Here is an 18,632-nt window from a genome sequence, read left to right as displayed (position 1 = left end):
ATTATATTTATATATATTAATTAACAAAAAAAATAGGATGATACTGGAATTTAAATTACTATCTATCCATAGGAAATTCGATTTACTATGGATAGATAATAAGGTCATAATTATTTGCCAAGCCGAAACTAAATACCTAAGTATCATTAAATATAAACCCCTCCAACCTATGACAAAAGCTGCGCGTGAATCATAGGTTTTGGCTGTGTTTTTTAATTTAGCTAACAAGAATAGTATTAACAACTCGGCGGCGAGTTTCTAGGATTTGACTGATTTCACGGGCAAAGTTGGGCTGGCGATCAATCATTTGATTAACGGCACTTGCGGAAATCATCATCACTTCCAAATCGTCGATCGCCGTAACTGAAATTGGGCTTGTTTCCCCTGAAAATAGCGTCATTTCTCCAAAGAATTCGCCTGTTTTAACCATCAACATTTCGTGATCGAAACCTGTACTATCTTGTACAGTCATCATGGCGCTACCTGAAACTACAATATAAAGAGAATTATTTTCAGTGTCTTGCTTGATTACTTTTTCACCTGAGCCAAAGTGCTGCAAAGAAATTCCTGAAGCCGGGACATCGGTATGATCGGATTTGTCCAATGGCACAAAAGAAGGAAGAGATTGCAGACTTTCGGTAAACTTTTTGGAAGTTCCCTCGGCTCGTGAGGTGGGCCCATGAAAATGATAGAGCGTGCGAATCGGAAAGGGAATCGTCAGGCTATTGCGTTGGGCGGCATACCACAGCCGACTCATAAAGCGATCGCGTATTTCTTCTAGTTCGCTATAGTCAGCGATAAAAAACTTGACCTCATAGGTAATGGAAGAGTCATCATAGGAAATTGTAAAAATCTGCGGATCAGGTTCTTTGAGGATTCCCTGTGTTTCGAGAGCAGTATTGTGGAGAACGTGCTTAGCTAAGTTAGGCGGATCGTTATAGGAGAAACCAACGCGAATACGTTCAGCATGGAGGGATTGGGGACGGCTGAAGTTACGGATGATTTCATTTCCCATCAATTTATGGGGAATAATTACCATCTCGCGCTCAAAGGTAATCAGACGCACAGCCCGCCAATTAATATCAATCACCTGTCCTTGAATATCGCCCACCTCCAGCCAATCGCCAACAGAAAAAGGTCGTTCAAATAGAAGTGCGATGCCTGACATGACACTTCCAAGCGTATCCTGAAGTGCTAAACCGATCACAATTGAACTCACGCCTAGAGCCGTGACTAATCCCGCTAAGTCGGCATTCCAAACCGTCGCAAGGACGATCGCTGTACCGAGTAATACTAAAAACAGGCGAAACAGATCGATTAATAATTTGGGAACCCTAGCCCGCCAAGTGTCCGCCTTAGCTTGCTCAAAAATCACCGCATTTAGCAATGAAAGCGCCGCATGGAGTACGCAAATCCAAAAGAGAGTTTGCACACTCTTCACCAGATCATCACTAGCAGGGCGTTGCAGGACATACTGCACAAACAGCATGAAGGCAAACATCGGCAGCACCAAGTTCCGCACGACCTGTAATGTCGCCGCGAGAGGACGGCGGCGATGTTGGAGGCGATAGATAATTTCGCCAAGAATAATAACGGCTAGGGCAAGTCCGACAATTAAGGCGATCGCCCAAATAAATAAATGATTAGAGCTAGTTTGCAACATACACTTTACAAATTTAAAAATAGAAGTAGAGAGCTATCAACCTTTCTGCGAAAGGTTGATAGCTCTCTACTTGGGCTTTATTTGCCATGCTTTTAAAATATTTTTGCCATTCTCCACCTTGGCAGCGATCGGAATAAATTCATAGAGATCGCTTAAGCGGTTATAAATTTCATTGGAGACTAAAATTGCACCTTCGGGACAGGAAGATTTCAGCGCACTGGCGACATTAATCGTGTCACCCCAAACATCGTAAATAAATTTATTCCGCCCGACGATACCCGCCACGATATCCCCTGAATGGATGCCTAAACTAATATTTAGTTGGAAGTTTCGCTCTTGACTGAAGCGCCGTACGATCGCTTGCATTTCTAGCCCAAAATCGATCGCCCGTTTATCATGGTCGAGATAGGGAACCGACAGCCCACAAACAGCCATGTAGCTATCACCGATGGTTTTAATCTTTTCCATGCCATAGCGTTCTGATGTTTCATCAAAGATGGTAACAATATCATTGAGAATGCTCACAATTTCATAGGCTGTGAGGGAATCAGATAATTTAGAGAAACCAGTCAAATCGGAAAATAACACCGTTACATTAGAAACACTTTCGGCAATATTCTTTTCTCCTTGTTTGAGTCGTTTAGCGATCGCCGCAGGGAAAATGCTGAGCAATAACTGCTCATTCTCGCGATTTTTTTCCTCCACTAAATTGGTTTGATCTTGTAAACTCAGTACCATCGCATTAAAAGACTGCGCTAATTCGCCAAATTCATCTTGGGTTTCTAGGGCGGTGATCGCATCTAATTGACCCGAGGCAACCTTCCGCGCACTCTCAATCAATTGGTTAATCGGTTTCACAAATACTGAAGCCATCGCCATTGCTAAAAGAATCACAAACAACATTAACAGAGTCGCGGAAATCAATAGCTGACGCTCAAAATCATAGATCGGCGCATAGGCTTCAGCTAAATTTATTTCCGATAGAATTGCCCAATTTAATCCTTCTATTTGTAAGGGCGCATAGGAACTTAACACGGGAATATCGCGATAATCGCGCACGTTTTTAATACCTTGCTTACCTGTGATCGCCTCCTCGGCAGCCAAAGTCCGTACCTTCTGCTCTAAAATCGAGGTCTTATATTGACGAATGCGATTAATCGCTTCCTTATTTACGCCCAAAGTGGCGAGAGTTTGCAAATATTCCTCTGGAGTTTCCACTAAAAATCGAGAAATTGATCGCATCAGGTAATCTTGACCAACTAAATAAGTCTCACCACTTTTGCCTAAGCCATCACTTTCCCATTTGCGATTGCCCGTCATCACATTATTAATTTCATCAGCAGGCACTTGAATCGCGAGAACGCCCATAAACTTGGATTGACCATTAACTTGAGTGTAAATGGGAGCCGCAATAAAGGCGGCTGGCGCACCATAGGAGGGAGCATAGGATTCAAAATCAATAATTCTGGCATAGTCGCGTTCCTTAGAACGACGCACTGATGCAAACAATCGCGCCAAGTTACTATCGTTATAGGCTCCAATAGTCAGACTGGTGGCAAAATCTGTCTCTTTATAAACGGTATAGACGATGCGACCTTCAGGATCGATCAGAAATAGATCGTAATAGCCAAACTTCTCAATGATGTTCCGAAATATAGGATGGTAGCGATCGTGGAGACGGCTGTATTCGCTGCCATCATTGGCTTTATCTAAAAGATGCTTTTTCCCGATCGCATTACTATTGGCAGCGATGTAATGATATTGCAGATAATTACTGGCAATTGATTCTGGTAAAAAGGAATTAATAACAGGAGAACCCTGCTCCGTTTTCGCTAATTTAGGCAGAAATTCATTTTGATAGTAGCTATTGATTTTGGCTGAAGCATCGGACGGTAAATTAACTACATCTAGCTGGCGATAGGCGTTGGTAAATTCCGTCAAAGCCAAACCCACGGAAGGATCATTACTTAGAGTTTGAATGTGATTACGAATTATTTTGAAATAGGACTCAATTTGATAAGCCTTAGAAGCACGCACACTAGTTAACTGATTAAAAGCGCGATCAGTCAGATTAGACTTGCCGCTTTGGTAGCCCAGATAGGCAGTCACCACAATTGAGCTACTACTAACCGTCAATAACATGACAATCAATTTTGATTTGATACTCAGCCAATTGAATTTAAACCATTGCATATAAAAATCACATATTAGCTGCATCAAACTTGGCATAGCAATTGATAGCTTGTGATATGCGGCACGAAGCGCCGCCCATCACAAGCCTAAAATTCTGCCATTGTGATGCAGTATTAAGGGCAATGTATTTTAGATTGGAACTTTCTCAAAAAATGTTATTGGCTAACCCAGCAAAAAGAAGCGTCACATGGTGACGCTTCTTTTTTACAGCGTTTTGCGCTTAAACCGAAACCAAAATCTTTAAAAAAAAATCTTATAGCAAAGCCAGAGTTAGCCAGTACAAAACAAAAACCAAAAAGCGAGTTGCGGCGCTTCGCGCCGCAACTCGCTTTTTGGTTTTTATGTCCTAAGCAAAACTTACATTGCTATATTCTTAGTAGATAAGGTTGGGGCTTCGCCCCAACCTTATCTACTAAGAATAAGAATCAATCAAACCATGCTGTAGAGCGTATCTCACCAATTCAGTGCGGCTACTTGTCCCTGTTTTGCTAAACAAACGGCTGACATATTTCTCCACATTACGGATCGTTGTGCCGAGACGCTTAGCAATTTCTTTATTCATTAAGCCCTCAACCACAAGTTCTAAAACACTCTGTTCGCGAGGCGTAAATTCGATCTTGATCGGGGCGGGAGTGATATTAATTGCAGGTTTTTGCTTGAGCAAAGCCTTGATTTCGGCTAGCTGACCAGCGAGATCGGTCATTTCTGAGGTATTGCTGTTAGCTGTAACCGCTTGCATAGCGCGACGAGCGATCAAATTTTCGGCGATCGCCACTAGTTCATCGGGGTCAAAGGGTTTTGACAGGTAGGCATCACAACCCGCGTTATAGCCTTCGATGCGATCCTTAGTCATGCCCTTAGCGGTCAAAAATACCACTGGCAAATTTAAAAACCTAACATCTTCACGCATTTGTTTCAGGAATTCATACCCACTCACCTGCGGCATCATGATGTCCGATATCACAAGATCGGGGGTAGTTTGCTCTAACAATTGCCATGCATCCCTAGCATTATTGGCAACCTGCACGGCAAAGCCACTATCTTCGAGATAAGCCTGTACTGCTTCTCTCAGCCCTGGTTCATCATCCACAAGTAGGATATGTCCTGACATAATTACCCTTGGTTATCCTTTCTTTTCGCGGGTTTACGCGATCGCTTTATCAATCACTATATAGCATTAGGATTACTTGACTCTTACCCGTTTAGAAACTGTCAGGATCGAGTCCTAGCTGCCGCAGTTTATCAGCCAATTTATCGGCGCGTTGCTGTTCCGCCAACTTCTCAACCTCAGCCCGTTGCCTAGCAATTTCTGCTTGTTGCCTAGCAATTTCTGCCTGCTTTTGAGCATCTTCGGCATCCCGCTTGGCTTGGGCTAATTCTTGATGACTAAGTAACTTGACTCTAGGCGTAGTTTGATAAAAACGCATTGCGCCATCATCTTGTCTACATAAATCTAGTCCCAGCACTTGAGAAAAAATACATAGCCCTTCTTCTTTTTCTTGGGACAAAATTGGTAAATAATTTCCTTCAATTAGCCTAAAACCTTGCAGAGATGGTTTTAGATAATCAGAAGTAGGATCATACTGAAAATATTCTTTAATTCCTAAGTAGGCATATAGCCCTTTTTTCGTTCCTTGATCTTCGCTGACGGTACTTTTAGAGGTAACTTCAAGCACAAAATCGGGCATCTTATAGTTTTCTTCCCAAACCTTGTAAGATAGACGCTTTTTATTTGTTGCGCCAATTACAACAAATACATCGGGCGCAACGACCGCTTTAGGGTTGCCTTGCTCATAATAGATAAATAGGTTGCCAGATACATAAACTTCTGACTGGTTCTGAAAATAATTGGTGAGAGATTCTACTCCATAAACTAGATAATCTCTTGCAGGATCACTCTCTGCCATCGGTAAACCGTCACTACTAGGATATTCAAGATCAGGGCTTAGATATTTGAGGGAAGTTGTCATCACGAAACTCCGAAAGCTCAATCTGAGATTTAGATTGTAGCAGTTTTTAAAAAGGAATATGCACTTGGGAAAGCTGAGATCGCTGTTGCCAAATGCATCCAGAAATTAAAAAAGTGGCGATGTTTTGCACCGCCACTTTTTTTGATTTCTTAATGGCGAAGCTCTTATTTAGCAACTTCGAGATTGAGGAATGGAATTGCGCCATTGCCTCCCAACACTTGAGGGAATTTGCCATCCCACTTCTCGATCGCTTGTTTTTGTAGAAGCTCAGAAGTTAGAGTTTCACGCAAGAGGCGCTGGGCTTCCGCTTGACCCTTAGCGCGATTGATCGTGGCTTCCGCTTCTTGTTCCGCTTCTCTGGCAATATATACAGCGCGTTGGGCGCGTTGTTCAGCGATTTGCTTCTCTTCCACAGCCTTGGAGAACTCCGTGGAGAAGTTCAAATCTACAACGCTGGTATCTAAGACGATAATGCCATATTTGCTCAAACGTTGACTGAGAGCCTCATCGAAATCTTGCTTTAATTCATCCCGCTTGGTGATCGCTTCTTCCACTGTCCGTCTGGCGGCGGCGACTTTAAAGGATTCTTGAGTTTGCGGGGCAATGATTTTGGAAACAATATTTTGCAGAGTGCCTTGGGTACGGCGAATTGTAACTACTTCAATGGGATCAAGACGGAAGTTGATCGCAAAACTTGCGGTTAACTGCTGCAAATCCTTGGTAGAACTTTGGGCAGGAACTTCAAACTTCTGAACGGTCAGGTCATAGACATCCACTTGCGAGATGACGGGTGGTTTAAAATGCACACCTTCGAGGAGTACGCCATCTTTTGCTTTTCCCAGAATGCTTAATACGCCTGCTTCTCCAGGATTGATGATGATGAAGGAGTTAAAACTAATGACAGCGAGTATTCCTAATATGGCAAATAGGACTAAGGATTGCCAGCTTGTTTCTTGGTCTTGCATTACTTTTGCCTATGATCTACGGCTTCCGATCATACAGTGCAAAGCGCTGTAAAACCCCAAAGGTAAGTGGCGGCGCGAAGCGCCGCCACTTACCTTTGGGATTTTGATTTTCGCCTATTGCGTTAAAGTAAAGGAGCGTGCATTTTACCCCTCACTCAATGGTTTTATATAGCGGTTATGGATACAATTGAGCAACCTCGTGAGCAACCTCGATCAAAGATTGGTGCATTTGATAAACTGCGGCAGGCTTCGGAATTTGCGTTGGTAGGGGTGGAGGACTCGATTCCTTTGCGGGTGCTGGTACAGGTTTTTGTGTTTATCAGTATTGGGGCGGTGGATGCTGTTGCTAGTACGAGCAATAGCGGCTGGGCGATTCCTCTTAGTGCAATCGGCGCAGTTTGGGCTTGGTATGCCCGCCGCAAGCGCAATATATTAGTGAAGCTATGTATTGCGATCGCTATGATTGCAATGTTAGTGATTTTTCTCGGTGACATTGTCCGCCAAGCAGAAGAAACGCGCCTACTATTGGCAAGATTACTGATTCAGTTGCAGGTATTGCATAGTTTTGACTTACCAAGACGGAAAGACTTAGGCTATTCGATTGTCATTGGCTTAATCTTGATGGCTTTGGCGGCTACCTTGAGCCAAACGATGATCTTTGCTCTGTGGCTAATTGCCTTCTTATTGGTGGGGCTACCCATTTTACTGCTCGATCATCGATCGCGTTTAGGCATCAAAACGGTGGGCTTTAATCCCGAAAAAATTGGGCTTTCCCTATTGCCTCTATCGGGATTACTGGCGATCATCTTAGTCTTAGGTTTAACGATCTTTGCCTTTTTGCCACGTTTACCTGGGTTTCAACTTCGCAACTTTCCTGTGAGTGTGAATCTCTCAGTACAAAGGCAAATTCCCAGTGGGGGGATTTTGTCGCGTCAACAGCAAAATCAGCAACAAAATGGAAATAATGCCACGGGAGGCAATGGCAATGGGGGCGATGGCAACCTGAGCGATCAGGAAACCTTACCGCCATTATTTGCGCCTGAAATTGATACAGCTTCCTCTGGTGCAAAAACAGTTAGTACAAAGCGCAAACCTGAATTGGTGATGCGGGTGCGATCGCAAGCAGAATTATTTTGGCGCGTAATGGCGTACGACGAATTTACGGGCAAGGGTTGGCGGATTTCGCGCAACGATCCCAAGCAAATCCGCACAATTAGACGAAATCCCATCAATTACGAATTTTTCTTACCCATTCCCACCCATGCCTATATCGGTTCTAGCAAAAAATTAAAGCCTCTAACCACGCAGGAGGTGGTGCAAACCTACACAATTACTTCCAAAAATTTTCCTAATCTTGTACCTGCGGCAGCCGTTCCCTATCGGATCTTCTTCCCTAGCGAAGAGTTAGATGTCGATATGGAGGGTATGATCCGAGGACCAGGTCCATTGCCTGAGGATCTGACCTATACGGTGCTGTCCAATGTGGTTGAGCGCAATCCCCAACAACTCAGACTTTTGGGCAATGAATATCCCCGAACTATTCGTAACTATTATTTACAGTTACCTGAGAATTTATCGCCTCAAGTGCGTAATGCCGCTCTAGAGTCCGTGGCAAGGGCTATGGATGAGGCGGGTAATCCGATCGCGATTAATAATGCCTATGACCTAGTGGTACAAATCGCGCAAACCCTCAAACAAAACTATCAGGTGCAGACCCTCAAGTTTGATGAGTCCAAAGGAGATTTAGTATCGCAATTTGTTGCCCAAGGTGGCGGCGAGGAGAGTCACTTTGTTTCGACCCTCGCCGTAATGTTGCGATCGCTTGGTATTCCTTCTCGCTATGTGGTGGGTTTTGCCCCAGGCAAATTTAACCCCTTCACAGGTTTATACGAAGTCCAAAATATTGATACCCAATCCTTAGTAGAAGTTTATTTCCCTATCTACGGTTGGGTTGCCTTCGATCCCGTCCCCGGTCGTCCCCTATTTCCACCCTCAATCGAAAACAATCGCACCTTTGGGGTATTGCAAACCTTCTGGAGTTGGATTGCGAATTTGCTACCCACACCCGTAAACAACTTTTTCGGAGCAGTGTTTGGGGCGATCGGTAAGTTCCTGACAGGAATCCTGAATTGGCTAATTGAAATGGGCTGGGTGGGGATCGCCTTCGGATTGGCGATCGCCTTTGGGATTGGTTTAGGTGGCTGGGCTTTATGGCAAGGGAGTTTGTGGTGGTGGCAGTTGCGCCGATTGCAAAAAATGCCCATTCCCCAACGCATCTATCAACAAATGCTGCAATGGCTCTCGGAGCAGGGTAAGCCCAAATCACCACATCAAACACCTTTGGAATATGAAACTAGTCTGCGCGATCGCCTGTCAGAAAAAGAGCTAGGGATCGTTTCGCAAATTACTCAGATCTACCAAGATTGGCGCTATGGCGATCGGCAAATGAGTCAACGCGATCGGCACAATGAGCTTAAAGCTCTCTTTAAAAGCCTCAAACGTAAGGTCTAAAAAAGGGTTGCGGTGCTTTGCACCGCAACCCTTTTTTTTCTGAAGTATATAAAGTTTTGTGATTTTATTACAAAGTCTTGGCTCATTCACCGCATTTGGTAGACTAGATGGCGAATATATTAAATTTCCTATTTTAATCATGAGTGTAGTTATTCAAGTTTTAGAAAGAGCCGACGAAGAACTCCGCTATCCCAGCATTTCTGAGTTGCAAAGCGTCCAAAGCTTTCTTGCCACAGGCGCTCAAAGAGTGCGGATTGCCACAGTTTTGGCAGAAAGCGAAGATAAAATCGTCAAAAAAGCCACCGAAGAACTATTCAGAATTCACCCAGATTACATTTCCCCTGGTGGTAATGCCTATGGTCAGAAGCAACGTGGTCAATGCCTGAGAGACTTTACATGGTATATCCGCCTTACCACCTATGGGGTATTGGCTGGCGATAAAGAACCAATCGAAAAGATCGGCATCATCGGCGTTCGCGAAATGTATAACTCCCTGGGCGTTCCTATGGTTGGCATGGCTGATGCAATTCGTTGCCTCAAGAATGCATCTTTGGCATTGCTCAGCAAGGAAGATGCGGCCACCACTGAGCCTTATTTTGATTACATCATTCAAGCGATGTCCTAACTATTTCCCAAATAGACAAAAAAGAGGCGCATTGCGCCTCTTTTTTTGTCTATAAACAGCAAGTTATACTGTTCATAATCCCGAAACATTACAAGCAAAATTTATTAATCCGACTAAGTTTAAATGTGCCCCGCTACTTACTGGTCTAAATATGGGAGGAAATGCTAATGACGACATCAATCGACAATCGACAAAGAGCAATTCAGTTAGTTGAGCAACTGCCCGAAGAGTCACTAATTGATGCGATCAAATTGCTGAATAATCTCCATAAGCAAACTAATCAATCTCAGCTATCTATTCGCGATCAGTCTGAAGAAGTAAGGAAAGAATTTGCTAGACTTGCCTTGCAATGGATTCAAGACGTAGAAGGTATGTCGTCAACAGTTGAAATGACCAAACATCCCGCTTATCAAAAAATTGTAAGTATGGGGCAGGTTATAGTTCCTTTCTTATTAGAGGATTTACACCAAAATCCGCTTTACTGGTTACCTGCCTTGCGTCAAATCACGCAACAAAATCCTGTACAGCCTGAACAAAGAGGCAAAGTTAAACAAATGGCTGAAGCATGGTTAAGCTGGGGAAAACAAGAAGGTTACATTGTCTAAGTAATGGGAAAAGCAATACATTTAGAGCTACGTTTCCCTAACCTAGCACTCACCGAATACAACGTAACTAGCCCAAAGTCTCAAGAATATAATTGCTTTGCGTGGGTAGCAGGAGATCAAGAACGTTGGTGGCAACCCACTCCAGAAGATGAATTTTACTGGGTTGAAGGTGTACCACTGGAGGAAACTTTGGCAGCTTACATACAGGCTTACCAAACAATAGGCTACGGGATTTGTGATAATGCAGAACTAGAGGCAGAATATGAAAAAATTGCCCTGTATGTCGATGAGGAGGGTATTCCTGTTCATGCTGCTAAGCAGTTATCAACAGGGAAATGGTCAAGTAAGCTTGGTTGGCTAGAAGATATTGAACATGAATTAGAAGGTTTAGCTGGTGAAAGATATGGCAATGTTGGTCAAATTTTGAGGAGATTTAATTCAGCTTGATCCTCTAAAAACTCACGAATGCGCTTAATTTGAAAATCGCGGGCATAATCGAGAACTTGATTGGCAAAGGGGATCAAAGTCGGATCATTGTGTTGCAGCAAGATCACTTCATCTTGAATCGCCAGAATATCTCCCATGCGAGTCAATTGCATTAATTTTTCTAAGGTGCAGCGAGGCGGCGCGATCACAGGTAGGGCGATCGCCTTGGCATCGGTTTCCCCAAACTTACTCAAGGATAGAGGGCGATCGCTATTTTCATAGATCCATTCAAGGTTAAGTAGCGATCGCATCGTAAAAAATAAATTATCAGGATTAACGGGCTTCGATATAAAGGCATTACAGCCAGCTTCGAGACTGCGATCGCGATCTTGATTAAAGGCACTTGCCGAGACCATCACGATCGCTGTTTGCTCAAACATCGGCAATTGCCGTAGTTGTTTAGTGGTTTCATGGCCATCTAGCTCTGGCATGACCATATCTAGCAAAATTAAATCTGGCTCTAATACCCTCGCCTGATTGAGGCAATCATAGCCATTGCTTGCCTCGGCAACTACAAATCCCAGAGGTGATAACAAATCACTTAACACCATTCTGTTTTCAGTCTTATCATCTACGATCAAGATTTTGCGGCGATCGCCTAAATAGCCCGTCACTGTCCGCCCATCAATCACTTCATTGAGAGTGTAATTGGGAATTTCGGTTAATTCGATTTCAAACCAGAAGGTACTACCTGCATTGAGCTGACTCTCTACTTGCAGTTTGCCACCCATCATTTCTACAATCTTTTGACATATTGGCAAGCCTAAGCCAGTGCCAGAATAGTGACGGGCGCGATCGCCTACCTGTTGGAATGGCAAAAAGATATCTTCTAATTTGTCGGGATCGATGCCAACTCCTGTGTCAGCGATCGCAAAGCGGATTTTGTAGTTTTGGAACGGCTCACCATTAGTATTCACATTATTAGTAAGGCTCTTAGCTTCGCAGGGATAGGCACTTACATTTAGAGAAACCTGTCCGCGATCGGTAAACTTGACCGCATTCCCAAAGAGATTAATCAAAACTTGACGAAGGCGCTTTTCGTCGCCATACATGGTCTTTGGTAGGGGTGTAAGGGGTTGATACTCTAAAAGGATTTCCTTAGCCTTAACTTGAAGCTGAAACATATCCGTAATGCTCTGGAGCAATTTCGACAGATCGAACTCACTGGGATTTAGTTCTAGCTTTTTCGCTTCAATCTTGGAGAGATCGAGAATATCATTCAGCAAGGTTAACAAATGTTCGCCACTGCGCTGAATTACTTCCAAACCTTCCATGTGCTTATTGGGATCATAGCTGCGCTTGAGAATCTGAGCGTAACCTAAGATCCCATTTAGCGGCGTGCGTAGCTCATGGCTCATGTTCGCGAGGAATTCACTCTTAGCACGGTTGGCGGTATCCGCAACTTCTTTGGCGGATTGTAATTCCTTCTCTGCAAGTTTGCGATCGGTGATATCTGTGCCAACCGATAGAATTTCAATGAGCTTCCCTTGATCGTTATAAATCGGTTTATTTGACCAAGTTACCCATACTCTGCGTCCATCTTTGCAGATATTCTCATTCTCATTGAGTTGATATCTTTCAGGATAGCAACATATATCATTAATCATGCTCCGAAGGTCTTCGCCTGTAATGCTATTAGCGGAGACAATTGTATCTAAAACGCAAGTTCCAATTACGTCCTCTAGCTTATAGCCAAAATACTTTAACCCATAATCATTTAAGAAGCAGATATTGCCATCGGTATCCCAACGTAAAATGATACAGTTAGCCGATTCTACGAGATCGCGATATTTCTTTTCACTTTCTTTAATACTTTCCTCAATCAGTTTGCGATCGCTAATATCTTTAACTGCATAAATGGCAAAAACTTGACCACCAAATTCAATGGTTTCCGAGGAGATTAATCCCGTAATCATTTTCCCCTGCTTGGTTTTGAACTTCGCTTCATAGTTAAATACTCTCCCCTCCGTCTCTAAAATTACTAACATGCGATCGCGCTCTTCTAAATCAACCCACAGATTCAGGTCAGAGGGATTCATACCGATCGCTTCTTCGCGACTATAGCCTGTGATTTCTGTCCATTTGTCATTTACATCAATATGTTTGCGTGTATCCGTAGAGAGTAACGCCATACCATCGGGGCTAGAGCGGAAAGCCTTCGCAAACTTCTCCTCCGATTCCCTCAGAGCCGCCTCAGTCATCTCATGTTCGAGAATTTCCTGCTGCAAAGCGTAGGTGCGCTCATCCACTTTTTGCATTAAGAGCTGCGAATATTCCTCTAACCTTGTGTGTGACTTTTTCATTTGGCGCGTCATCTGATTAAAGGAATTTGCCAATACCGCGAGTTCCTTAATTACGCAGGAATACTCTACCTTTTGATCAAGATTGCCATTGGCGATCGACTGGCTCGCTTCACTTAGTTGGGTAATGGGACGGCTAATCCGTCGGGCGGCCATAATCCCTAAAATCGCATTAATAAATAAAGCCAATACACATAACATGGCTGTGGATGTAGTATTTTCCTTAATCTGCAACATGAAATCAGAAGCAGGAACAATAACGGCAATCCGCCAATTTAAGCCCGTTAATCCATTGGTATTTTTGAGTTTGCCCACTTGGAGAAAATGCGGCTCCCCCTTAAAATCAAATATTGATTGCTGAATTTCATCATTCGCTGGCACTGGCTGAGTCTTAAGCCATTCCGCAACAGTACGAATCAATTTATCTTGACTATTAGTCGCCAAAATGCGCTCCGTCGGATTTCCCTCTTGGGATATGGCAACCTCTAAGTTAGAAGTTGCGACGAGCTTACCTGAAGGCTCCACAATAAAAGTCTGTCCTTGATTGCTAACTTTAGTGGTCTGCAAAAAATTATTGATATCGCCTAAAAGGATGGAAACCCCTAAAACTCCCTGCAATTCACCCTTGGCATTATAGAGAGGTTTAATCGCCGTAATCGCAGGTTCGTTGGTAATAGTATCTGTATAAACTTCACTCCAAATACTTTGCCCTGTCTCTAAGATGGTCTGATACCAAGGGCGATCGCTCAGATTAAAGCTATTCCTAACCATGAGCAAGGTCTGCGCTCTACCAAAATCATCGGTCATGTAAGTAGTTGTGGAGTTCTCTACGGCAAACCGCTCCTTAATACGTCTTGCACCAAAATATTGACCTGAAGTGGTTGCTACATAAATATTGCTGATGTGGGGAAAGCTTTGTAATTGTTTCCAAAGGTGAGTTTGAACTTTAGCTTCATTACTGGGGTCAATTTGACCTAAATCGATACTATTGGCGTTCAGTTGATTGAGCGTATAGGGAAGCTCTAGATAGGAATGAAGCCTTTCTTGAACTTGTTCGGTAACTTTTCGATTGAGTTGATTAGAGAGATGGGTGATCGCATTATGCCCATTACGAAATGATAGCCAACCAATCAAGCCGACAATGCCAAAGGTATTAATTAAAAAAGGTAAAGTGATGAGTAAACTCAACGGAAACCTAAAACCTTTGTGGGGATGAGGAGAGCAACCTTGGGCAATTGTCACTCCCGTAGTCACCACATTAGCGGGAGGGTGATTAGTCGGTAGCATAGGCTTTTTTATCGCGATCGCCGCGAATCTTGAGGTTAAAGTAGGTCGTCAAGCAAAGCATCCTGCTGTTAGTCAAACTGTTAGTCAAAACCTAGTCGGCGTAGGGCTAGCCTCCGACTTTGCCAGACTTGAGGCTCTTGGGGAGAGATTTGGATGGCTTTATCGTAGCAATTGATCGCTTCTTCTAGTCTTCCTAGCCCACTGAGAGCATTGCCGCGACTATACCAAGCAAAGTGATCCTCAGGATTAATTTCTAAGGCTTGGTCGTGACTAATGATCGCCTCTTCGTAGAGTTCGAGCTTACTCAGTACCAACCCTCGATTATTCCAAGCGTAATAGTCGTCAGGTCTGATTTCTAAGGCTTGATCGTAGCTAGAGATCGCCTCCGTGAAGTTTCCCCATTGTTCTAGCGCCTTAGCACGACTATACCAAATTTGATGATCGCGAGGTTTATATTCTAGGGCGCGATCGTAACTCGCCACGGCTTCGCCATATTTGCCAATGCTTTCGAGGGCATAGGCTCGACTAAACCACCCCTGTACATAATCGGGTCGAAGGGCAAGGGCTTTTTCACAATGCTTAATCGCCTCTTCATATTTCCCCAGCACACTGTAAACCAAGCCCTTGCCACCGTAGGAAAAATGATAATCAGGCTTATGCTTGAGGGCAATGTTATAGCTGTTAATCGCTTCTTCGTAGCGTCCCAGCATACTCAGAGAAGTGCCAAGGTTATGCCATGCCGCATAAAAGTCTTCTTTAAAAGATAAAGCATGGCGATAATTTTCGACCGCCTCTTCATGGTGATCAGATAGATCGAGGGCGACGGCGCGGTTATACCAAGCCAGATGATTGTCAGCTCGAATTTGGATGGCGAGATCACAATTGGCGATCGCCTCTTGGCAACGATTCCCCGCAACTAATAACCCACCTTGCTCCAGTAATAATTCAATACGGCGTTCGGAAATTAAGGGTTGAGCCGCAATCAACTTCTGTAAATCCTCATATTTCTGATCGCGTTCCTCCGCCGTGAGCTGAGCATAAGCTTCATAGCGATCGCCACTAACCCAACGAAAGGCTTCTTGGCGGAGCAATTCCATATCAGTGGGGAATTCAAAGACTGTCACCGATTCTTCAAAAAATTCGGAATAGCTATCAATAAAAAATTTGAGCGCAAATAGAGGCAACAAAAAGATAAACCGAATCGGAAATTGTTTCAGCTTAGATTGCATCAGACTCAAATGCGCGAGGGGTCGCGGCACATGTCCTAACTTTTCGATTAGCCGAGCATCCGCAATATCATTAATTTTGTGTTCAAGAAACTCTTCGATACCTGTTACAAAAAGAATAGTTGCACCATGCAAATCAATCCTTTGGGAAAACATTTCATAGAAGTCGTCAACGGATTGGTCGAGCCTCAGGACATTAATGGTGTGATGTGCAACATCAACTTTAATTCTTTTAATAATTTGTTCTCCCTCAGCAGGGGAACAACGCACAAAAAACATACCAAAACTAGGGTCGTTTCTGAGAGAACCCAATAGATTTTGATATTCTGTTTCTGGATTTTTAAGAGCGTCCTTATCCCAAACATTTCGAGTGTATTTCATGATGCTCCCACTTGCCCGAAGACTCAAGTAAATCATAGCAAAGTTGGTTAGAGATAGCTATTAAAGTACGCTTAACCCCTACTCTGAGCCATTACTCTGAACTAAGACAGTGCAAAGCGCTGTCTTAGTTCAGATAAATTTTCAAAAAGCTTGCTTTGCAAGCTTTTTGAAAATTTATCTGGAAAACACAAAACCTCAAGCGGCTGTCATTCGGGTTGTGCATCTTTGCCCCGCCCCACTTCAAAAGAGTTAAACTTCACGCCCAGATTGTTGTAACGTCCATTTAGCGAGCTGTTCGACAATCTGGGCTGGTTTTCTGAGCTACTTCCAAGATCAAGTTAACATAGAGTTTACAGTCAGGCTTAAATAGCTAGGCATAATTAAAAAAACTAAACCTGTGGCGCACGCGCAGCGTGCGCCACAGGTTTTGGGATTTTATATTTAATTGCGCCCAGCTACTTAGCCTACGTTGATCTGTTAGTAATCAAGACGTTAGGAAAAGTTAATGAACGATCGCTTAATTCGCGCCCTCTCCGCCGATGGCAGAGTCCGTGTTATTGGTGTGAATATTACTCAATCCCTTAATGAAGCTTACTGTCGTCATCATTTATCTACAGTAGCAACGGCGGCACTCGGACGAACCATGAGTGCCAGTTTATTACTTGCCTCAAATATGAAGCAACCCCAATCCAGAGTCAATGTCAGAATTGCAGGTGATGGCGAATTGGGACTAGTTTATGCGGATGCAGGTTTTGATGGTTCAGTACGGGGCTTTGTCTCCAACCATGAGTTAGATTTAGCCCCTGATGTAGATGGGCAGCAAAACGTGAGCGCCGCGATCGGCAAAACAGGCTTACTCAAAGTTTTACGCGATGTGGGCTATGGCGAACCCTACAGCAGTACGGTGGAGTTAATAGCGGGAGATGTCGCGACGGATATCGCTTGGTTTCTCGCCTCCTCCGAGCAAACCTACTCCAAATTAATATTGACAGAAGTAATCGATCCCCCAGTAGATACCGCCCCTGATCGTCAAGCCGCACCAGTTAAGGCAGCCGCAGGGATTTTATTGCAAATAATGCCAAAGGCTGCCTTGAGAGCCGCGAAGACCTCTAATTTCTCCCAAGAGGATTTACTGAAGCAGCTAGAGACCGTAAGCGATAAGGCAAAATTTACTGACCTACTTATGCAAAACAAAAGCATTGAAGAGGTAATGCTGGAGATGTTTGCGGATTTGCAAATAGAAATTTTGCCCTTGAGCAAAGATGTGCGGTTTCATTGTCCTTGTACCCTAGAGCGGATGCTCGCAGCCATCAAACTGTTTGGGGAAGATGACTTGCGATCGATGATTACTGAAGATAAAGGGGCTGAGGCAACTTGTCATTTTTGTAGTGAGGTTTATCACGCAACTACCGATCAGTTGAATAATCTATTAATGGAATTGCAAGTTGAAGCAAAGGCATAATTAAAGGAATAATTTATGGCAGTTAACGCACAGATCGGGATTATTGGCGGCAGTGGGCTTTACAAAATGTCCGCCCTCACGGATATTCAAGAAATTAATATTGATACGCCTTTTGGTAAAACCTCGGATGCCTTTATCTATGGCAAGCTTTCAGGCACGCCCGTATTATTTCTTGCTAGACATGGGCGATCGCATCATTTGCTACCTTCTGAAGTCCCCTATCGCGCCAATATTTATGCACTCAAGAGCCTTGGCGTGGAATATATCATCTCGGCATCTGCCGTTGGCTCCCTACAGGAATATGCTCGCCCCCTTGATATCGTGCTGCCCGATCAATTTATTGATCGCACCACCAGCCGCCCAGCCACATTTTTTGGTGAAGGCATTGTCGCTCACGTTGCCTTTGGCGAACCCATTTGCAAGTCGCTTTTGTCTGTAGTAGCCGCTTCGGCGGAAGGCGTGGATTTAGGGCGCAACAAAGTGCATAAAGGCGGGATCTATCTCTGCATGGAGGGACCCGCTTTCTCCACTAAAGCGGAATCATTGCTTTATCGCAGTTGGGGAGCCAAGGTAATTGGGATGACTAACCTCACCGAAGCTAAGCTAGCCCGTGAAGCGGAAATTTCCTACGCGACGATCGCCTTAGTTACCGATTACGATTGCTGGCACGAAGATCACGAAAGCGTAACTGTAGAGATGATTATCCAAAATCTCCATAAAAATGCGGTCAACGCTCAACAGGTGATTCAAAATGCGGTAGCAAAAATTGCGGCTAATCCGCCCAAGTCTGAAGCTCATCATGCTTTAAAGACATCAATTCTGACGGATTTAACTAAGGTCTCTGGCGCAAGTCGCGATCGCTTAAAAGTGATTCTCCAGAAATATCTGTAGTTACAGCCACCAGAAATCCCCCCCTTGACTTTGCCTTTCTGGTTACAAATCCCGCTTGAGTGACAAA

General features: G+C 43.9%; 13 protein-coding genes. 6 read left to right on the top strand and 7 right to left on the bottom strand.

Annotation, left to right across the window (positions count from 1 at the left end; translation table 11 throughout):
- Positions 1 to 217 precede the first annotated feature (217 nt).
- The 5 genes from H6F42_RS02860 to H6F42_RS02840 all read right to left on the bottom strand — a co-directional run bounded on the left by H6F42_RS02860 (position 218) and on the right by H6F42_RS02840 (position 6,791).
- Positions 218 to 1,663 (bottom strand): mechanosensitive ion channel family protein, encoded by a 1,446-nt coding sequence (locus H6F42_RS02860; protein WP_190397851.1) that lies wholly within the window; start codon positions 1,661 to 1,663, stop codon positions 218 to 220.
- Positions 1,664 to 1,729: 66 nt separating this feature from the next.
- Positions 1,730 to 3,856: an adenylate/guanylate cyclase domain-containing protein gene (locus H6F42_RS02855; RefSeq protein WP_190397850.1), complete on the bottom strand. Its 2,127-nt coding sequence runs from the start codon at positions 3,854 to 3,856 to the stop codon at positions 1,730 to 1,732.
- A gap of 412 nt (positions 3,857 to 4,268) precedes the next feature.
- The gene (locus H6F42_RS02850; RefSeq protein WP_190397849.1) at positions 4,269 to 4,967 is read right to left on the bottom strand and encodes a response regulator transcription factor; all 699 of its coding nucleotides are present in this window, start codon (positions 4,965 to 4,967) and stop codon (positions 4,269 to 4,271) included.
- A gap of 91 nt (positions 4,968 to 5,058) precedes the next feature.
- Positions 5,059 to 5,826, bottom strand: a complete 768-nt coding sequence (locus H6F42_RS02845) for a Uma2 family endonuclease (RefSeq protein WP_190397848.1) — start codon at positions 5,824 to 5,826, stop codon at positions 5,059 to 5,061.
- Positions 5,827 to 5,990: 164 nt separating this feature from the next.
- A complete protein-coding gene (locus H6F42_RS02840) occupies positions 5,991 to 6,791 on the bottom strand; it encodes a prohibitin family protein (protein WP_190397847.1) in 801 nt (266 codons plus the stop codon).
- Positions 6,792 to 6,968: 177 nt separating this feature from the next.
- On the opposite strand from H6F42_RS02840, the gene H6F42_RS02835 reads away from it, so the two are divergent.
- The 4 genes from H6F42_RS02835 (at position 6,969) to H6F42_RS02820 (ending at position 10,979) form a co-directional block, all read left to right on the top strand.
- Positions 6,969 to 9,302 (top strand): transglutaminaseTgpA domain-containing protein, encoded by a 2,334-nt coding sequence (locus H6F42_RS02835; protein ID WP_190397846.1) that lies wholly within the window; start codon positions 6,969 to 6,971, stop codon positions 9,300 to 9,302.
- Between the two features lie 139 nt (positions 9,303 to 9,441).
- Complete coding sequence (gene apcD, locus H6F42_RS02830; protein ID WP_190397958.1) at positions 9,442 to 9,927, top strand: allophycocyanin subunit alpha-B; 486 nt, start codon at positions 9,442 to 9,444, stop codon at positions 9,925 to 9,927.
- Between the two features lie 167 nt (positions 9,928 to 10,094).
- The gene (locus tag H6F42_RS02825) at positions 10,095 to 10,532 is read left to right on the top strand and encodes a hypothetical protein (RefSeq protein WP_190397845.1); all 438 of its coding nucleotides are present in this window, start codon (positions 10,095 to 10,097) and stop codon (positions 10,530 to 10,532) included.
- A gap of 3 nt (positions 10,533 to 10,535) precedes the next feature.
- Positions 10,536 to 10,979: a hypothetical protein gene (locus H6F42_RS02820; protein WP_190397844.1), complete on the top strand. Its 444-nt coding sequence runs from the start codon at positions 10,536 to 10,538 to the stop codon at positions 10,977 to 10,979.
- Here the strand turns inward: H6F42_RS02820 and H6F42_RS02815 are convergent.
- Both H6F42_RS02815 and H6F42_RS02810 read right to left on the bottom strand, forming a co-directional pair.
- Positions 10,949 to 14,605, bottom strand: a complete 3,657-nt coding sequence (locus H6F42_RS02815; protein ID WP_190397843.1) for a PAS domain S-box protein — start codon at positions 14,603 to 14,605, stop codon at positions 10,949 to 10,951. The genes H6F42_RS02820 and H6F42_RS02815 overlap by 31 nt on opposite strands.
- 80 nt (positions 14,606 to 14,685) lie before the next feature.
- Positions 14,686 to 16,212: a tetratricopeptide repeat protein gene (locus tag H6F42_RS02810; protein WP_190397842.1), complete on the bottom strand. Its 1,527-nt coding sequence runs from the start codon at positions 16,210 to 16,212 to the stop codon at positions 14,686 to 14,688.
- Between the two features lie 505 nt (positions 16,213 to 16,717).
- On the opposite strand from H6F42_RS02810, the gene hslO reads away from it, so the two are divergent.
- Together hslO and H6F42_RS02800 are read left to right on the top strand one after the other, a co-directional pair.
- Complete coding sequence (hslO, locus tag H6F42_RS02805; RefSeq protein WP_190397841.1) at positions 16,718 to 17,674, top strand: Hsp33 family molecular chaperone HslO; 957 nt, start codon at positions 16,718 to 16,720, stop codon at positions 17,672 to 17,674.
- A 15-nt stretch (positions 17,675 to 17,689) separates the two neighbouring features.
- Complete coding sequence (locus H6F42_RS02800) at positions 17,690 to 18,565, top strand: S-methyl-5'-thioadenosine phosphorylase (protein WP_190397840.1); 876 nt, start codon at positions 17,690 to 17,692, stop codon at positions 18,563 to 18,565.
- Positions 18,566 to 18,632 lie beyond the last annotated feature (67 nt).

Source organism: Pseudanabaena sp. FACHB-1998 (genome assembly GCF_014696355.1).
Classification (GTDB): Bacteria; Cyanobacteriota; Cyanobacteriia; order Pseudanabaenales; family Pseudanabaenaceae; genus Pseudanabaena.
This window is presented reverse-complemented; position numbering and strand designations above follow the sequence as displayed.

What these genes read in the sequence shown, in the direction of transcription:
- H6F42_RS02860 (WP_190397851.1), bottom strand. Translation starts at nt 1,663, where the DNA reads ATGTTGCAAACTAGCTCTAATCATTTATTTATTTGGGCGATCGCCTTA.
- H6F42_RS02855 (WP_190397850.1), bottom strand. Translation starts at nt 3,856, where the DNA reads ATGCAATGGTTTAAATTCAATTGGCTGAGTATCAAATCAAAATTGATT.
- H6F42_RS02850 (WP_190397849.1), bottom strand. Translation starts at nt 4,967, where the DNA reads ATGTCAGGACATATCCTACTTGTGGATGATGAACCAGGGCTGAGAGAA.
- H6F42_RS02845 (WP_190397848.1), bottom strand. Translation starts at nt 5,826, where the DNA reads ATGACAACTTCCCTCAAATATCTAAGCCCTGATCTTGAATATCCTAGT.
- H6F42_RS02840 (WP_190397847.1), bottom strand. Translation starts at nt 6,791, where the DNA reads ATGCAAGACCAAGAAACAAGCTGGCAATCCTTAGTCCTATTTGCCATA.
- H6F42_RS02835 (WP_190397846.1), top strand. Translation starts at nt 6,969, where the DNA reads ATGGATACAATTGAGCAACCTCGTGAGCAACCTCGATCAAAGATTGGT.
- apcD (WP_190397958.1), top strand. Translation starts at nt 9,442, where the DNA reads ATGAGTGTAGTTATTCAAGTTTTAGAAAGAGCCGACGAAGAACTCCGC.
- H6F42_RS02825 (WP_190397845.1), top strand. Translation starts at nt 10,095, where the DNA reads ATGACGACATCAATCGACAATCGACAAAGAGCAATTCAGTTAGTTGAG.
- H6F42_RS02820 (WP_190397844.1), top strand. Translation starts at nt 10,536, where the DNA reads ATGGGAAAAGCAATACATTTAGAGCTACGTTTCCCTAACCTAGCACTC.
- H6F42_RS02815 (WP_190397843.1), bottom strand. Translation starts at nt 14,605, where the DNA reads ATGCTACCGACTAATCACCCTCCCGCTAATGTGGTGACTACGGGAGTG.
- H6F42_RS02810 (WP_190397842.1), bottom strand. Translation starts at nt 16,212, where the DNA reads ATGAAATACACTCGAAATGTTTGGGATAAGGACGCTCTTAAAAATCCA.
- hslO (WP_190397841.1), top strand. Translation starts at nt 16,718, where the DNA reads ATGAACGATCGCTTAATTCGCGCCCTCTCCGCCGATGGCAGAGTCCGT.
- H6F42_RS02800 (WP_190397840.1), top strand. Translation starts at nt 17,690, where the DNA reads ATGGCAGTTAACGCACAGATCGGGATTATTGGCGGCAGTGGGCTTTAC.